The following is a 16982-nucleotide window of genomic DNA, read 5'->3' as shown; positions in this document are numbered from 1 at the left end:
CTAGTTTTGAAAGGTATATAAATTGCCCTGTGAAATTGGGGAATCTAGAAAAGGATGTTGAAGATTGGAATATGCCTACACTTGGTTCTACAGATTATTTTAATGGTTGTAGTAAAGTCATGGGTACTCCGGAGAATTTCAATGGGCAGCAACCGGCTAATTTTGGAGTTGGCTATGTTGGGTTTTATATGTATGCCCCAAACGATTATCGCGAGTATATTGAAGCGCAAATGAGTTCTACTTTGAAGAAGGGAGAACGATATAGTATCTCATTTTATGTAAGCCTGGCTGAACGTTCAGATTTTGCAGTAAAGGAGTTTGGTATACGGTTTACCGAGCTTCCAGTTTCCGTAGAGACGAGTAAAGTATTGTCTGGCTTGCATTTTTCTAAACTACAAGGAGATATATCCGAAGAACTTGAAATCACATATTCAAAGTATTATTCCGACGAAATAAAATGGGTTAAGCTAACTACAGAATATGAGGCTACCGGAACTGAAAATTATATGATTATCGGTAATTTCAAGAATAATAAACGCACACAGAAATATCAAACAAAAAGAAAAATCACCAAAGGGTCTTACTACTATCTTGATATGGTCTCAGTAACGAATGTTAATTCAAAAAATGAAAATGTAATAGTCTCCAATGATAGAGAATATCAACTAGATAGTATTCATGTTTTTAAAGATGTCTACTTTAATTTCAATAAATCTAAAATTAGAGGAAACCACCAACATGAAATGGAATCGCTATTGTCTTACTTGAAGTCAAATACAGATATTAATATTAAAATAATAGGTCATACGGATAATAAAGGCTCTGATGTTTTTAATCAAAAATTAGCCTTAAAACGAGCTTCTGAAATAGTAGCTTATTTAAGTAAAAATGGAATCCCTGAAAAAAGAATCACTACAGAAGGGCATGGTAGCCTAAAACCCATTTCTACTAATAATACAGAAGCCGGTAGATTTCTCAACCGGCGTGTAGAATTTGTTCTTAGTAAAAAAGATTAGTAATCTGAATATTCAGTAGGGTACAAAAGATAAATATCTGCATGGCTAACCGTGTTTTGGTATTTGTCGATTACTGAAATTTCTTTCCATTTATCAGAAGACCCAAAGTCTTTCCAAAGTGCATCTCTCTTTTCTATGTTGGTAAAAGTGGTCATGTACATTAGGTTAGGCATTTTGTCGCCAGAGATAACATCTGCATAAAAAACGGCATTGAAGCCTAGGCTTTCAAAAAGTTCAACTTCACCGCCTTCATTAAACATATTAACTTTTCTATTGTACATGGCTTCTGTTGGACCTTCATAGCTTCGTAACTCGTAAACCCTATCAGTACGATTGCCCTCAACCTTACTAGGTTTCATTTTTGGCATATCAGGAAAAGCTCTCATTAATACCGAGCTTATTCTTTCATATGGTTTTTTATCATGTGTAGCATTTATATATTCAGCACCTGCAGATAAATGTGTTTTGTCTACTGCAAGCATCGACTCCAATTTATCAAACTCGGCTAATGATTGAAATGGAATCAGTACATAAATTTTGTCACTTACCTTAAACTTATCAGGTCTAACCTTAAAGACGCCTACAGGTTTAATACCCATTCTTTTTAAAGCAGGTAAATACGCATGTTCTAAGTAATTGTCGACCATTTTTTCTTGGTCGTCATTTTTAATGGTATAGGTTTTTAGTTCGTAGTACTCTTTTTCTTGAGCATAACCAGAAATTGATGAGATAACCATAATCAAAAGTGTAAGCAATGGTAACCGAAATGTATTCTTCATGAAGTTGTGAGTTTGTTTTAGAATTAGAAAGTTAATCATAAAAAAAATGATGCCTATGATGTATTTTTGTAGTAGCAATTTTTCTATGTCAAACTTCCTTAAAAAACCATTAATTGATCCAGCCAAAAGTCCCGTTTTTTATGGTTATGTAATTCTGGTAATTGGTACAATTGGTATCTATTGTAGTATTCCCGGGCAAACAATTGGGGTATCCGTTTTTACAGATCCGGTAAAAGATGCACTGGGGCTTTCTAGAAATCAGTTTAGTAATGCTTATATGATTGGTACCATTGTTAGCTCTTTAGTTATAGGTAGGGCAGGAGTTTGGTTTGATGTCTATGGCGCAAGATATGTAGCTTTCTTTGCATCACTTTCATTAGGTGTAACCCTGTTTTTATGTTCATGGTCTGCGGTAATGAGTTCATATATTAAAGAAGTGCTTTCTGTGGATACATGGATGGTACCTTTTACGTTAATGACGGTCCTTTTTTTCTTATTGCGTTTTGCTGGGCAAGGTGTATTGACCATGGCTTCACGAAATGTAATTATGATATGGTTCGATAAAAATAGGGGCAAGGTAAATTCGTTTAGTAGCGTAGCACTTTCTTTTGGGTTTTCTTCATCTCCATTATGGGTAAATGCCTTAATTGAAGGATATGGTTGGGAGAGAACTTGGCAGTTTTTGGCAATTGGTTTACTAGTTTTTAGTGTGTTTATTTATACGTTTTATAAAATATCTCCAGAAAAACATGGGTTGTTACCAGACGGCGCAAAATCACTATCTGTAGAAGAGGAAGAGAAGAAATTAGTTCCTAAACAATTTACACTCGAAGAAGCAAAAAAAGAAAGGGCTTTCTGGATGTATGGTTTAACCCTTGCTTTCAATAGTTTTTTTATAACAGGACTAACTTTTCATGTAGTATCAATTTTTACTCATGAAGGTTTTGTGAAAGAGGATGCAATTGCTATTTTCTTACCAGGCTCAGTGGTAGCGGTAACGGTATCTACTCTGTTTAATTTTCTAAGTGATTATTTACCATTAAAACTGTATTTATACCTTATGCTACTTGGTGGGTTTTTAGCATCCTTAGGGTTCTTGTTTCTATCTACGGCTGCTGGCGTACCTATGTTAATTGCTGGTTTTGGTATTCTTGGCGGATTCTTTGCAGTGCTTAATGCAGTGGCATGGCCTCGGTTTTTTGGCAGGGCTCATTTGGGTAGTATTACCGGTAAAATAATGAGTATTTTAATTTTAGCGAGTGCGTTGGCACCAAGTGTTTTTAGTCTATGCCTCTCTACATTTGGATCTTATAAAATGGTAGGGTACTTAGGTTTAACTTTTTTAATATTTTTGGTAATAGCCTCTGTTAAGGCAGATAATCCGCAATAAGTAGTCATTTTAAAAACTTAATGCTTAACATCTTGCAGTTCAAGTAGAAATCAATTTATCTTTACATAAAATAGTACAAATGGATTTGAATTTAGCAGTATTAATTGATGGTGATAATATTCCGTCTGCCTACGTAAAGGAAATGATGGAGGAGATTGCTAAATATGGCAACCCAACTATAAAACGTATTTATGGTGATTGGACCAACCCAAGATTAGGAAAATGGAAAAATGTATTGCTTGAAAATGCAATTACTCCCATTCAACAATATGGTTACACCCAGGGGAAAAATGCTACAGATTCTGCCATGATTATTGATGCTATGGATATTCTGTATACTGGTAAGGTTAATGGCTTTTGTATTGTTAGTAGTGATAGTGATTTTACTAGGTTGGCTACTAGATTAAGAGAAGCAGGTATGCAGGTCTTTGGTATTGGTGAACGCAAAACACCTAATCCGTTTATTGTTGCTTGCGATAAGTTTATTTATATAGAAATTCTTAAAAGTAGAACTGAAGAAGAATCATCTGATACAGCTGATAAGACACCTGCCGAAAAGAATACTGTTGATAAGATTACCCCAAAAGCATTACGTTTTATTGCTACTACAATTGATGATGTTGCAGATGACGATGGTTGGGCATTTTTAGGTGATGTTGGTAGCTTACTACAAAAGAAGCAACCAAACTTTGATTCTCGTAACTATGGTTTTCAAAAATTAACTCCATTAATCAACTCAATTCCTCATTTTGAAATTGAACGTCGTGAAGATTCCAAGGGGCGTAAAAAATTAATTTACGTGAAAATTAAGGAGAAGGGTAATTCTAAATCCAAAAAATAAATCGTTTTCATTTTTCAGTAAAATTGCAGCAGTACAATCCTATTAGTTTTTGTATTTTTCCATACAAATTCTGACATCATGATTCGTACGCTTTGGCTTTTGTTATTTATTGTTGTTTTTAATTCCTGTAAGGATATTTCAAAGCAAGATAAACCCATTATACAAAAACCTATAGCTGATGTTTTTGCTGAGTTTTATGAATTCAAGAAAAGTATTAATCCTATAGAGGCTACAAAGGCTGGGTATTCAAAATATAATGATACCATAGCTAACTATATTTCTGACGACTACATCTTACATTTAAAAGACCGCTACACTTACTTTTTAGATGAATTGGGTAAATATGATTCTACCCAAATAAGTTCAGAGGATTATATGACTATGCGAGTAATGAAGTGGGACTGTACCGTTAAATTAGAAGGGGTAATGAATTCTATGGTTACCGTTGCATCTCCTATTTATGACTTGCCAAGTTTTGAATTAATGCCGCTTTTTCAAATACAATCTTTGCATTTGTATGTTGCGCAATTAGCAAGTGGTGCAAGTGTACAGCCATTTAAATCCATAGAAGATTATAACAATTGGTTAAGTAGGTTAGATGATTACTTGATTTTTTTAGATACTTCCATTGATAAAATGAAAAGAGGTATGGATACGGGCGTTGTTTTGCCAAAGGTTTTAACGCTTAAAATGTTGCCTCAAGTTCGGTCTTTCATTGATGTTCCACTTGAAGAGAATCTTTTTTATCAGCCCGTATTAAATTTCCCTGATGGACTATCAGATGTTGATATGGATATTATAAAAAGTAATTATGCAGCGTTTATAAAAGATAAACTGACACCAAAATATGTAGAGTTAAATACATTTTTGACAAAAGAATATTTACCTGTTTGCAGAGATACGGACGGACTACAAGATTTGCCTAATGGAAAAGAAACATATCAATATTTAATAAAATTACATACGACTACCAACATGAATGCTGATGAAATTCATGAACTTGGCTTGTCTGAAGTGGCTCGTATCTCAAAGGAAATGGATTCCGTTAAAAATGAAATTGGTTATAATGGCGATTTAAAATCGTTCTTTAATTCATTGAGGAATAAAAAAGAATTGATGCCATTTTCAAAACCAGAACAGGTAATAGAAAGTTTTAATGCTATTAATAACCGTATTGCCTTACGTATAGATTCATTATTTAACCTAACTCCTAAAGCTGGCTTTAATGTCAGGAGAACAGAAGCCTTTAGGGAAGCATCTGCAAGTGCAGAGTATGTGCCAGGATCGAAAGACGGATCTAGAGCCGGTATTTTTTATGTTCCAATTCCTGATGCTAAATCATATAACGTTGTGCATGACGAGGCGCTGTTTTTACATGAAGCTATACCTGGACACCATTTTCAATTAAGCTTACAGCAAGAGAATACCAATCTACCGGAATTTTTACATCCAGAAAGTATGGGTGTTTTTGTAGAAGGTTGGGCATTGTATGCAGAATCGTTAGGTAAAGAGTTGGGTATTTACACTGATCCGTACCAATATTTTGGAATGTTAAGTATGGAGATGCATAGGGCAATAAGATTGGTAGTAGATACAGGGTTACATGCTAAAGGTTGGACAAGAAAAAAAGCAATAGAATACTCCCTTGATAACGAAGCAGAATCTGAAGAAAGTATAATTGCTGAAATTGAGCGTTATATGGCAACACCAGGTCAAGCGCTATCCTATAAAATGGGTCAATTGAAAATTAGGGAATTAAGAACAAAGGCAGAAAAAAGCTTGGGCTCTAATTTTAATATTAAGGAATTTCATAGTCAAATTTTAAATTCAGGTAGTTTACCTTTAGTTTTATTGGAAGAAAAAATAAATTATTGGATTGTACTACAACAAAAATAATGTAGTTAAAGCCTTACAATTTAATAAAATATAAAAATAAAATCGACGTTTAGTTTACATAGTTAACATAACCATTAATGAAAATTACCCGTTTTATATTTCAAGGAGTACTACTAGTATTTGTTTTTTGCTCATTTTCAACAATTGAATCTAATAGGACTACCTATTCTAATCAACAAATATTAAATGAAACTACTACTAATGATTCTGTAGTGGGCGTGTGGAAATATTCGATGTCTAATGTTGATGCACCTTATGAGAATGGGGTATTCTTTATTACAAAAAAAGAAGATTCTTATGATGTGGCCTTAAAATTATCTACAGGTATACTAACAGGTCAAGATGTTATTGTAACTGAAAACGGCATTAATTTCAATGTAAATTTTGAAGGATTAAAACGTGTTTCTTTTGTGCTAATAGTCAAAGGAGATAAAATTATGGGAGAGACCTTTTCTGAAATAGGCTCTAGTGAAATTTATGGAGTGCGTCAAATTCCAGGGCGTTAAAGATTTAAATCTTTCCAAAAAAATACTTAGTTTTCAATATAATTTAAAGAGGGTAGTATGCCCATGCTTTAATGATTTTGCTAACTAACTATTCTATTTTGAAAAAACTACTTCCTGTTCTACTTGTATTGTTGTCTGGTTGCGAACTCATGAAAGAGAAAGTTGACCTTGTTATTGTAAACGCTAAGGTTTATACTGTTGATGATTCTTTTTCTGAATCACAAGCATTTGCTGTGCAAGATGGTAAATTTATTGCCGTTGGTACTACAGATGAAATTAGAGATGTGTATACTTCAGATCAGTTAATTGATGCAGACGGTAGGGCAATTACCCCTGGTTTAATTGATGCGCATTGCCATTTTTATGGATTAGGACTTACCCAGCAAATAGTAGATTTAGTAGGAACTACAAGTTTTGAAGAGGTGTTGGAGCGTGTAAGGGCTTTTCATACTGCCAACCCAAAGTCGTTTGTTAGAGGTAGAGGTTGGGATCAGAATGATTGGGAAATAAAAGAATTTCCGACCAAAGCACAATTAGATACTATTTTTCCAGATATACCTGTTGCCTTAGAACGTGTGGATGGTCACGCCTATTTGGTAAACCAAAAGGCTTTAGATATGGCTGGTATAGATTGGAGTACCAAAGTTGAAGGTGGTGAAATCGTGAAATTATGGAAGAATGGTTTTTCTGGTATTACTGGAATTTTAGTAGACAACCCAATGACGCTTATTGATAGTATAATGCCATTGCCATCTCTAGAAGATAATATTAAGGCGTTGAAAGATGCGGAGAGAATTAGTTTAAACCATGGGCTTACCACCGTTAACGATGCAGGTTTAAGTAGAAGTACTATAGAATTGATCGATAGTCTTCAGCAAGCAGGCGAATTGTCAATTAGGGTATATGCTATGGTAAGCAACAATAAAGAAGATGTAGATTATTTTATAAATAAAGGTCCTATAAAAACTGATGGATTAAATGTTAGGTCTATAAAGGTTTATGGTGATGGGGCTTTAGGTTCTAGAGGGGCTGCGCTAAAAAAAGAGTATAGTGATTTGCCTGGTCATTTTGGAGCTATGATTACTCCCGTGGAAGATATTGAGGCTTTGGCAGAAAAACTTGCACTATCAGAATATCAAATGAATACGCATGCTATTGGCGATTCTGCCAATATTGCGGTATTAAGAGCCTATAAAAAAGTGTTGCAAAGTAAATCTGATAGGCGATGGAAAATTGAACACGCTCAAGTATTAACAGAGGGCGATTTTGATTATTTTGAAGATGGTATTATTCCTTCGGTACAACCAACACATGCAACTAGCGATATGTATTGGGCTGAAGACCGGTTGGGAGAACGTGTAAAAGGTGCTTATGCCTATAAAACTTTATTGAATAAAGCGGGGACCATAGCTTTAGGAACCGATTTTCCTGTAGAAAATGTAAGTCCGTTTTTAACTTTCTACGCAGCAGTTGCTCGTATGGACACTAGTGGGTATCCAAAAGGAGGTTTTCAAATGGATGAAGCATTGTCTAGAGAAGAAGCCTTAAAAGGGATGACAATTTGGGCAGCATATTCCAATTTTGAAGAAGACGAAAAAGGAAGTATAGAGGCAGGCAAATTTGCCGATTTTGTAATCTATGATAAAGATATGATGACAGTACCGGTAGAGGAAATTCCTACCATTCGGGCAGAACAAACTTTTATAAGTGGTATAGTTAGGTAAAATTATATGCTTAAAAAAAAAAGCCTCGGTCCATGACCGAGGCTTTTTTAATTTATATGAATTGCTAAATTACATAGTAATAGGAACAGCAACTCTAGTTTTGTCCCAGCCCATTACTAATTGAGCACCACCGTTAGCATCTTTGAATGCGATAGAGAATTCTTCAAGAGATGAGGTGTCAGAACCATTAGGTACTGTCACACGTGCAACATCAGCAGCTTCATCGTAAAAATAAGAACCCCATTGGTTTAAATTTTTGTTTAAAATAACTGTCCACTCGTCTGCACCTGGTATAGTGAATAATGAATATGTACCAGCTTTAACATCTTTTTCACCGAATTTTACATCTTTGTAAAATGTAATTTCAGGAGCTTCATTTGCTCCTGTTCTCCAAACTTTTCCTGTTGGAGCTAATTCTTCCATAGAACGACCTTTTAATTGTGGTCTTCCGTAAATGATACGAACAGCCTTTTCAGATACCTTGTAATCTGTTGGGTAGGCAGCCATATCCATTGGGCTCTTGTCGATTCCTGAGAAATCTTGAGCAGATACCGTAGTGGTTAAAACTAAGGCTAAAATTAATGTTGCGAGTGTAAATACTTTTTTCATAATAATTGTTTTGGTTTTCTAGGTCATAAAACTAAGCAGTTCCTTACAGTCCTATTAATAAAAAGAAGTTAAATTTTAGATAGTTACATTTCAACAGGTTTTAAACAGAATAAAGTTAAAAAACCTTTGAATTTGAACTGAATATCATTGTTATTATTACAATATGTAAGCATAATTGAAGTATATGTTTGTTAATTGAAACTATAAATAGATATTTGTATTCGAATTGATATAATAATTAGATTATGTGTGGAATTGTATGTGCATTTGATGTTAAGGAAAGTACAGAAGTACTTAGGCCTCAACTTTTAGAAATGTCAAAGAAAATAAGACATAGAGGTCCAGATTGGAGTGGCATCTATGCAGATGATAAAGCTATATTGGCGCATGAGCGTTTGGCTATTGTTGATCCAGCTTCTGGAAAACAGCCTTTATTGAGTCCTAATGGTAAATTGATATTAGCTGCCAATGGTGAAATATATAATCATAGAGAGTTACGTAAGCAATTTGAAGGCAAGTACGATTTTCAAACGGAGTCTGATTGTGAAGTTATTTTGGCTTTATACCAAGAAAAAGGAGTAGACTTTTTAGATGAGATGAATGGTATTTTTGGCTTCACTATTTATGATGCTGAAAAAGATGAATATTTTGTGGCTCGTGATCATATGGGAATTATTCCATTGTATATGGGCTGGGATAAGAACGGTACATTTTATGTTGCTTCTGAATTAAAAGCTTTAGAAGGTACATGTACCAAAATAGAATTGTTCCCTCCAGGACATTATTTACATAGTTCTGACGGAGAATTAAAAAGATGGTACTCTAGAGATTGGATGGAATATGATGCGGTAAAAGATAACGCAACTAGTATACAAGAGATTAAAGAAGCATTAGAAGCAGCTGTTCACAGACAGTTAATGTCAGATGTACCTTATGGTGTGTTATTATCAGGTGGTTTAGATTCTTCTGTAACCTCTGCCATCGCTAAAAAATATGCCCAAAAGCGTATTGAAAGTGGTGATACTACAGATGCTTGGTATCCACAATTGCATTCTTTTTCTGTTGGGCTAGATGGATCACCAGATTTAGCAGCTGCTCAAAAAGTTGCAGATCATATTGGTACCGTACACCATGAAATTAAGTTTACTATTCAAGAAGGTTTAGATGCTATAAAAGATGTAGTGTATAACCTAGAGACTTATGATATTACTACAATTCGTGCTTCTACGCCTATGTATTTAATGGCTCGTGTTATTAAGTCCATGGGTATTAAAATGGTATTGTCAGGTGAAGGAGCAGATGAGCTGTTCGGTGGATATTTATATTTCCATAAGGCACCAAATGCTAAAGAATTTCATGAAGAGACCGTTCGAAAATTAAGCAAGCTTCATATGTATGATTGTTTGCGTGCAAACAAGTCTTTAGCATCTTGGGGTATAGAAGGTAGAGTTCCGTTCTTAGATAAAGAATTTATGGATGTAGCTATGCGTATTAACCCACAAGATAAAATGATCAACGGTGAGCGTATGGAGAAATGGGTTGTTCGTAAAGCTTTTGAAGATATGTTACCAGAAAGTGTGGCATGGAGACAGAAAGAACAATTTTCTGATGGTGTGGGCTATAGCTGGATTGATACCTTGAAAGTAGTGGTTAATGAAGAAGTAAGTGACGAACAGTTGGCAAATGCTAAATTCAGATTCCCTCTTCAAACACCAACATCAAAAGAAGAATTTTACTATCGTTCTATATTCGAAGAGCATTTCCCTTCAGATGCAGCTGCTTTGTGTGTGCCACAGGAAGCTTCTGTAGCTTGTAGTACCCAAATTGCTTTAGAGTGGGATGCAGCTTTCAAAAACATGAACGATCCATCTGGTAGAGCTGTAGCAAATGTTCATTCAGATGCATATGTTAAACAATAGGGTTTGAATTAGTCATAGTATCTATTGTGAAAACCCCGTCTACTTAGTAGACGGGGTTACTTTTATAGCACATATGAATCTAATGATTTACATATTGTCTATCATTTGCTTTAATTTTTCCTTAGACTCACCGGTCTTTTCTTGTATTCTACCAAGTAATTCATCAGATTTACCTTCAGCGTACTTTAGGTCATCATCTGTAAGGTCTGCATATTGTTGTTTAAGCTTACCTTTTGCTATATTCCATTTCCCTTTAAATTGCTCTTCATTCATGATATATTGTTTTAAGATTTATAGCTAAGTTAGTATCGATATGTAAATGAAATCTTAATATTTTTAGTATTCAATCGATAGCGCACACATTGATTTTGATACCGTTAATTATGGGCTGGGATTGTTAAGAGATCATTAATTTTTAAATGGATTTCCTGAGATGAAAATGTAATTGTACTGGCTCAATTTCGAAGTTATATCGGGAATTGCAGTATTCTTTTATCGTTTTACCTAAATAAATGAGGATTCAATAGTTATGTCTATTCTGTGTTTTAAAGAACAGACTGTAATTTTCCACAATAATTGTTGATAACTTACAATTGCTCAATTGCTAGAAAGTCCATATTTCATGGGGTATTGCGTATATTTGTAAGATTGCAAAATTTGAAGTAAAACAACCTTAATTTTATGAGCGAAGAAGCAAATAAGAAAAATTATTCGGCAGATAGTATTCAGGCCTTAGAGGGAATGGAGCACGTACGTATGCGTCCATCCATGTATATAGGTGATGTTGGGGTCCGTGGTTTGCACCATTTGGTATATGAAGTAGTAGATAACTCTATTGATGAGGCTATGGGTGGTCATTGTGACACTATTAGCGTAATCATAAACGAAGATAATTCCATAACCACAAAAGATAACGGTAGGGGTATACCTGTTGATCTTCATAAAAAAGAAGGTGTATCTGCATTACAGGTTGTAATGACCAAAATTGGTGCGGGTGGTAAATTTGATAAAGATTCTTATAAAGTTTCTGGTGGTCTTCACGGGGTTGGTGTTTCTTGTGTTAATGCACTTTCTGATCATTTGTCTGCAAAGGTATTTAAGGAAGGTGTTATTTGGCAGCAAGAATATTCTAGAGGTAAGGCTTTGTATCCTGTAAAACGTATTGGCGAAACTACAGAAAGAGGTACAGAGGTAACTTTTCACCCAGATGATACCATATTCACTCAAACAATAGAATATAGCTATGAGACTTTAGCCAATAGAATGCGTGAGCTTTCTTTCTTGAATAAAGGGGTAACCATTTCTATTACCGATAAGCGTCAGAAAGACGAAAAAGGGGGATATGTTGGTGAAACTTTTTATTCTGACGAAGGTCTTAAAGAGTTTGTTAAATTTTTAGATGGTAACCGTGAGTCTTTGATTCAAGATGTTATTGCAATGGAAGGGGAAAAGAATGATATTCCTGTTGAGGTTGCAATGATTTATAATACGAGTTATACTGAAAATTTACACTCGTACGTAAACAATATTAATACACACGAAGGTGGTACGCATTTATCTGGTTTTAGAAGAGGTTTAACTTCTACTTTAAAGAAATATGCAGATGCTTCTGGAATGTTGGATAAATTAAAGTTTGAAATTCAAGGAGATGATTTCCGCGAAGGTTTAACTGCAATTGTTTCCGTAAAAGTTTCTGAACCTCAATTTGAAGGTCAAACTAAAACTAAATTAGGTAACCGTGAGGTTTCTGCGGCTGTTAGTCAAGCTGTATCGGAAATGTTGACCAATTACCTAGAGGAGCATCCAGATGATGCTAAAATTATCGTTCAAAAAGTAATTCTTGCAGCTCAGGCTAGACACGCAGCTTCTAAAGCGCGTGAAATGGTACAGCGTAAGAATGTTATGAGCGGTGGTGGGTTACCAGGTAAATTATCAGATTGTTCTGAACAAGACCCTGAAAAATGTGAAATATTCCTTGTCGAGGGAGATTCGGCGGGTGGTACAGCAAAAATGGGTCGTGATCGTAATTTTCAAGCGATTCTTCCTTTAAGAGGTAAGATTTTGAACGTTGAAAAAGCCATGCAACATAAGGTTTTTGAAAATGAAGAAATCAAGAATATGTATACTGCTTTGGGTGTTACCATTGGTACAGAAGAAGATAGTAAGGCATTGAATCTTGCTAAACTAAGATATCATAAGGTAGTCATCATGTGTGATGCCGATGTCGATGGTAGCCATATTGAAACATTAATATTGACCTTCTTCTTCCGTTATATGCGAGAGTTGATTGAGAGTGGTCACGTTTATATTGCAACGCCGCCATTATACTTAGTGAAAAAAGGTCAGAAAAAGAGATACGCTTGGAGTGATAAAGAGCGTGACGAAATTGCTGAAAGCTACAGTGGTGGAGTTAGTATTCAACGATACAAAGGTCTTGGGGAAATGAACGCCGAGCAATTGTGGGATACTACTATGAACCCTGAGTTTAGAACCTTACGTCTAATTCAAATTGATAATGCGACAGAAACAGATCGTGTTTTCTCAATGCTTATGGGTGATGAAGTACCGCCTAGAAGAGAATTTATTGAGAAAAATGCTGTTTATGCAAACATTGACACATAGAAAATACCATTTACACAACAAAAACCTGCGTCTACAGCGCAGGTTTTTTAGTTTTAAGGAAATTTACAATTATGAAAAATTTACTTACTTGTGTTTTTCTTGGAACTTGTATAACGGCTACCGCACAAGCAGACTTTAATAATGTGCTATCAGCAGGCGTAGAGGATGCAGAAAGATTTACTACCGATTATATGGAACCACTCTCTGAAAGTGTGGTGTATAGTATTTCTACAGGATGGTACAATACAGCCGATGCAAAACCTTTAGGTGGGTTTGAAATCTCGATAGTTGGAAATATCACTGGTTTTAAAAATAAAGAGGATAAGAAGACTTTTCTTTTAGATCCAAATGATTATGAGAATCTAGATTTTGTTGATAATCCAGGTGAGGCAAGAGAGGTTTCTACGGCATTAGGTGATATTTCAGGAACAGAAATGTTCGTTGAAGGAGAAGTATTGGGTGTTACGGTTCGAGAGACGTTTGAATTACCATCAGGATTAGCTGGTGAAGATATTAATTTCGTTCCTTCAGGTTATGTGCAAGCAAGTGTAGGCTTGATAAAAGGGATAGAGGTAAAAGCAAGATTTCTTCCTAAAATGGAATACGAGGATGCTTCAATAGGTTTATACGGAATTGGTATTCAACATGATTTTACCAAATTATTGCCTGCAGATAAAATTTTACCTGTTGCTATTTCTGCAGTTATTGGGTACACTAATATTAGTGGTGATTATGACCTGACCAATGCAAGGCTAATAGATGGAGAGAATCAGCGAATAGAGGCACAGATTAATAGTTGGGTATTTGGTGGCGTAGTTTCAACTAAACTCCCAATAATTAATTTCTATGGCGGTGTTAATTATATTACAGGAAAATTTGTTACTGATGTTCTTGGAACTTACAGGGTAACGAGTGGTCCTTTTGCATCAGATACCTATGTAGATCCTTTTTCTATAACCAAGAAGGTGAGTGGTGTAACCGGTACTTTAGGTACTAAACTAAAATTAGGTTTTTTTAGGCTGAACGCTGAATATAATTTAGGAGAGTTTAATACCGCAACCCTAGGTATTAATTTCGGTTTTAGATAAAGACAAGTTATAAATTTAAAAAGGTCCGATAGGAATTATCTCTAATTCCGTCGGACCTTTTTTGTGCTTTAAATAAGCGTAGGTAATACTTTTTAAAAGCTAAGTTAGAACAACAATGGGTATAAAAAAGACTGCCCAGATCCCTCCGGACAGCCTTTTTCCCATGGCCCTGTTAAAATCGTTTATTCCCTTATAGCCAATGTAGCACCATCTTTCTTTAGAAGATAGAATCCATCTTCAGTAGCTTTAATGGTAATTACATTGTTGGGCTTGCCGTCAAGACCTTTATACTCTACAGTATAAATATCGTCTTGCTTGGACCAGTTGAAATCTGTTTTTAAGGTAATTGTATTGCCGTCAATTTCATGATATCTTCCTAAGAATACATCATTGAAAATCCATTCTTTACGTACGGTTTGTTTCGCAGAATTTTCTGTTGTAATAGTGTTAGATTGCGACCATATCCCAATAATGGGGTCGGTATTCTGTTCTATCCTAGAACAGTTTGCAAGCAACACTATGGCACAAATGGCCAACAAAGAGAGGAACTTCTTAGTCATAAGTAGGTTAATTTAATTTTGGATTTGGGATCCACAGTTATTAACGTGATGAATTTTGTGTTATTACTTTAATTCGACGTATGGTAACTATTTGACGATTTCTTCGTTAAAGCGCAATTTTTTTTAACAAGACGTGTATTTTATCGATGTTTTTTAGGGCTTTCAAGAGTAATTAAATCACAGGTCCGATAGCATATTTTATCAATAAATACCTATTTTTGGAGTGAAAATTCAATAAACATAGGGTGGGCGTTCCATTTTATATATAATAATTCATAAAATAAGAATAAATGAAAGTTACAGTTGTAGGTGCTGGTGCAGTAGGTGCTAGTTGTGCAGAATACATTGCCATTAAAGATTTTGCGTCAGAGGTGGTTATTTTGGATATTAAAGAAGGTTATGCTGAAGGTAAGGCTATGGATTTGATGCAGACTGCATCATTGATGGGGTTTGATACTAAAATCTCGGGTAGTACTAATGATTATGCTAAAACTGCCGATAGCCATATTGCTGTAATTACCTCTGGTATTCCAAGAAAACCAGGAATGACTAGAGAAGAATTAATAGGTATTAATGCAGGTATCGTAAAAACAGTATCAAGCAACCTTTTAAAGCATTCTCCAAATGTTATCATTATAGTTGTAAGTAACCCTATGGATACTATGACATATTTGGTACACAAAACTACTGGTTTGCCTAAAAATAGAATTATAGGTATGGGTGGTGCTTTAGATAGCGCACGTTTTAAATATCGTTTAGCAGAAGCAATGGAAGCTCCTATTTCTGATATTGACGGTATGGTAATAGGTGGTCATAGTGATACTGGTATGGTGCCATTAACATCTCATGCAACTAGAAACAGTATTCGTGTTTCTGAGTTCTTGTCAGAAGATAGATTGCAACAAGTTGCGGACGATACTAAAGTAGGTGGGGCAACTTTAACCAAATTATTAGGTACAAGTGCATGGTACGCGCCAGGTGCTGCAGTTTCTTCTATGGTACAGGCAATTGCATGTGATCAGAAGAAAATGTTTCCTTGTTCAACAATGTTAGATGGTGAATATGGCTTAAGTGATATCTGTATTGGTGTTCCAGTAATTTTAGGAAAAGACGGAATTGAAAAAATAATAGATATTCCTCTTAGTGATGCTGAAAAAGCAAAAATGAAAGAGAGTGCCGCTGGAGTTTCTAAAACAAACGGACTTTTAGAGTTGTAGTTCATATACTCATACATAATAAGAAGCCTTTATAGTTCAACTATAAAGGCTTCCTTTTTGTAAGAGGTTGAGCTTTAGAAATATTTATATTGTAGAAAATAGACTACCTAGTATAATCTTTCTTTTTATATTTGCCGCATGAATGCAAAATGGTGCGTAAGTACTTTAATTATTATTCTAGCCTTATTCGGGCTAAGTCAAGAGCAATCAAAGGCTTCTAATCAACAAATTGTATTACAATTTACTGATGTAGAATTAGCTTCAGAAAGTGCTCATGATGATGTTTTGGCAGCTATAACCAAGAAGTTGCAAGTATTGGGTGTTGATGCTATTGAAATCATAGAAAATGATGGCAGACAACTAAGTATTCGTTATTATAGTGATGTTGATGCAATAAGAGTTGAAGAGTTTCTTTCTCAAGAAGACCAACTGTCATTAACAAATGAAGATGAATTTCCTTCAGATTACCCTAAAGAACAACTTCCGGAAAAATATAACCTAGTAGTATCGGATCTTCATCAGCAAGCTGATGGAGGATTTAAGTTACAAGCAAATCTTGTTTTAATTCAAAAGCAAGACTATAGTAGATTTTATAGCCCGGTAACTCTACATTATAACAATACAATTGTTTTTAAACATGAAACTGTTGTTAATGTAGCTTTTAAGATTAATAGAAACATTGCAATTGCAATAGATAATACTTCACCAATTATTCCAGAAGTTAGGGCAGGACCTAATGTTTATGGGAATAGCTAATTCCGCTAAAAATTTTACTAAGGAACGTAATTACTTTGCGTAAAAGTAATTTGCTTTAG

At 34.9% G+C, this 16982-nt stretch carries 15 protein-coding genes; 11 read left to right on the top strand and 4 right to left on the bottom strand.

The annotated features are described in order from the left end of the window. Positions 1 to 35 precede the first annotated feature (35 nt). The gene (locus P178_RS0102295; protein WP_197026771.1) at positions 36 to 1016 is read left to right on the top strand and encodes an OmpA family protein; all 981 of its coding nucleotides are present in this window, start codon (positions 36 to 38) and stop codon (positions 1014 to 1016) included. On the opposite strand, the gene P178_RS0102290 is transcribed toward P178_RS0102295, so the two are convergent. Next, positions 1013 to 1795 carry an NIPSNAP family protein gene (locus P178_RS0102290; RefSeq protein ID WP_027064685.1) on the bottom strand — a complete coding sequence of 261 codons (783 nt, stop codon included), beginning with the start codon at positions 1793 to 1795 and terminating at the stop codon, positions 1013 to 1015. The genes P178_RS0102295 and P178_RS0102290 overlap by 4 nt on opposite strands. A gap of 85 nt (positions 1796 to 1880) precedes the next feature. On the opposite strand from P178_RS0102290, the gene P178_RS0102285 reads away from it, so the two are divergent. From P178_RS0102285 to P178_RS0102265, 5 genes are all read left to right on the top strand, one after another. Then, positions 1881 to 3185 carry an MFS transporter gene (locus P178_RS0102285; RefSeq protein ID WP_027064684.1) on the top strand — a complete coding sequence of 435 codons (1305 nt, stop codon included), beginning with the start codon at positions 1881 to 1883 and terminating at the stop codon, positions 3183 to 3185. A 79-nt stretch (positions 3186 to 3264) separates the two neighbouring features. After that, on the top strand, positions 3265 to 4026 hold the full coding sequence (locus P178_RS0102280) for an NYN domain-containing protein (protein WP_027064683.1): 762 nt from the start codon (positions 3265 to 3267) through the stop codon (positions 4024 to 4026). A 78-nt stretch (positions 4027 to 4104) separates the two neighbouring features. Next, complete coding sequence (locus P178_RS0102275; protein WP_027064682.1) at positions 4105 to 5922, top strand: DUF885 domain-containing protein; 1818 nt, start codon at positions 4105 to 4107, stop codon at positions 5920 to 5922. A 77-nt stretch (positions 5923 to 5999) separates the two neighbouring features. After that, a complete protein-coding gene (locus tag P178_RS0102270) occupies positions 6000 to 6428 on the top strand; it encodes a hypothetical protein (protein WP_027064681.1) in 429 nt (142 codons plus the stop codon). 98 nt (positions 6429 to 6526) lie between these two features. Beyond that, positions 6527 to 8152, top strand: a complete 1626-nt coding sequence (locus P178_RS0102265; RefSeq protein WP_027064680.1) for an amidohydrolase — start codon at positions 6527 to 6529, stop codon at positions 8150 to 8152. Positions 8153 to 8221: 69 nt separating this feature from the next. Here the strand turns inward: P178_RS0102265 and P178_RS0102260 are convergent, their stop codons facing one another. Next, entirely contained in the window at positions 8222 to 8761 is a 540-nt protein-coding gene (locus P178_RS0102260; RefSeq protein WP_027064679.1) for a DUF2911 domain-containing protein, read from the bottom strand. A 245-nt stretch (positions 8762 to 9006) separates the two neighbouring features. On the opposite strand from P178_RS0102260, the gene asnB reads away from it, so the two are divergent. Next, entirely contained in the window at positions 9007 to 10680 is a 1674-nt protein-coding gene (gene asnB, locus P178_RS0102255) for an asparagine synthase B (RefSeq protein ID WP_027064678.1), read from the top strand. A gap of 87 nt (positions 10681 to 10767) precedes the next feature. Here the strand turns inward: asnB and P178_RS0102250 are convergent, their stop codons facing one another. After that, entirely contained in the window at positions 10768 to 10953 is a 186-nt protein-coding gene (locus tag P178_RS0102250) for a CsbD family protein (RefSeq protein ID WP_027064677.1), read from the bottom strand. 408 nt (positions 10954 to 11361) lie between these two features. Here P178_RS0102250 and gyrB point away from each other — a divergent pair, with 408 nt between their 5' ends. Together gyrB and P178_RS0102240 are read left to right on the top strand one after the other, a co-directional pair. Beyond that, a complete protein-coding gene (gyrB, locus tag P178_RS0102245; RefSeq protein WP_027064676.1) occupies positions 11362 to 13302 on the top strand; it encodes a DNA topoisomerase (ATP-hydrolyzing) subunit B in 1941 nt (646 codons plus the stop codon). 71 nt (positions 13303 to 13373) lie between these two features. Beyond that, on the top strand, positions 13374 to 14390 hold the full coding sequence (locus P178_RS0102240) for a DUF6588 family protein (RefSeq protein ID WP_027064675.1): 1017 nt from the start codon (positions 13374 to 13376) through the stop codon (positions 14388 to 14390). Between the two features lie 182 nt (positions 14391 to 14572). Here P178_RS0102240 and P178_RS0102235 read toward each other — a convergent pair whose 3' ends face one another. Then, positions 14573 to 14950 carry a hypothetical protein gene (locus P178_RS0102235; protein WP_036145588.1) on the bottom strand — a complete coding sequence of 126 codons (378 nt, stop codon included), beginning with the start codon at positions 14948 to 14950 and terminating at the stop codon, positions 14573 to 14575. 290 nt (positions 14951 to 15240) lie between these two features. Here P178_RS0102235 and P178_RS0102230 point away from each other — a divergent pair, with 290 nt between their 5' ends. Further along, positions 15241 to 16167, top strand: coding sequence for a malate dehydrogenase (locus tag P178_RS0102230; RefSeq protein ID WP_027064673.1), 927 nt, complete (start codon positions 15241 to 15243; stop codon positions 16165 to 16167). Between the two features lie 138 nt (positions 16168 to 16305). Next, positions 16306 to 16923 (top strand): hypothetical protein, encoded by a 618-nt coding sequence (locus P178_RS0102225; protein WP_027064672.1) that lies wholly within the window; start codon positions 16306 to 16308, stop codon positions 16921 to 16923. The last annotated feature ends 59 nt before the right edge of the window (positions 16924 to 16982 follow it).

This window comes from Maribacter sp. Hel_I_7 (genome assembly GCF_000688315.1).
In the GTDB taxonomy this organism is placed as follows: domain Bacteria; phylum Bacteroidota; class Bacteroidia; order Flavobacteriales; family Flavobacteriaceae; genus Maribacter; species Maribacter stanieri.
Note: the sequence above shows the minus strand (reverse complement) of the source record. Positions and strands in the feature narration are given on the sequence as shown.

Bases quoted from the DNA above. Each gene is read 5' to 3' on its own strand.
- P178_RS0102260 (WP_027064679.1), bottom strand. From the start codon at position 8,761: ATGAAAAAAGTATTTACACTCGCAACATTAATTTTAGCCTTAGTTTTA.
- P178_RS0102225 (WP_027064672.1), top strand. From the start codon at position 16,306: ATGAATGCAAAATGGTGCGTAAGTACTTTAATTATTATTCTAGCCTTA.
- P178_RS0102285 (WP_027064684.1), top strand. From the start codon at position 1,881: ATGTCAAACTTCCTTAAAAAACCATTAATTGATCCAGCCAAAAGTCCC.
- P178_RS0102280 (WP_027064683.1), top strand. From the start codon at position 3,265: ATGGATTTGAATTTAGCAGTATTAATTGATGGTGATAATATTCCGTCT.
- P178_RS0102275 (WP_027064682.1), top strand. From the start codon at position 4,105: ATGATTCGTACGCTTTGGCTTTTGTTATTTATTGTTGTTTTTAATTCC.
- P178_RS0102270 (WP_027064681.1), top strand. From the start codon at position 6,000: ATGAAAATTACCCGTTTTATATTTCAAGGAGTACTACTAGTATTTGTT.
- P178_RS0102235 (WP_036145588.1), bottom strand. From the start codon at position 14,950: ATGACTAAGAAGTTCCTCTCTTTGTTGGCCATTTGTGCCATAGTGTTG.
- P178_RS0102250 (WP_027064677.1), bottom strand. From the start codon at position 10,953: ATGAATGAAGAGCAATTTAAAGGGAAATGGAATATAGCAAAAGGTAAG.
- asnB (WP_027064678.1), top strand. From the start codon at position 9,007: ATGTGTGGAATTGTATGTGCATTTGATGTTAAGGAAAGTACAGAAGTA.
- gyrB (WP_027064676.1), top strand. From the start codon at position 11,362: ATGAGCGAAGAAGCAAATAAGAAAAATTATTCGGCAGATAGTATTCAG.
- P178_RS0102240 (WP_027064675.1), top strand. From the start codon at position 13,374: ATGAAAAATTTACTTACTTGTGTTTTTCTTGGAACTTGTATAACGGCT.
- P178_RS0102290 (WP_027064685.1), bottom strand. From the start codon at position 1,795: ATGAAGAATACATTTCGGTTACCATTGCTTACACTTTTGATTATGGTT.
- P178_RS0102230 (WP_027064673.1), top strand. From the start codon at position 15,241: ATGAAAGTTACAGTTGTAGGTGCTGGTGCAGTAGGTGCTAGTTGTGCA.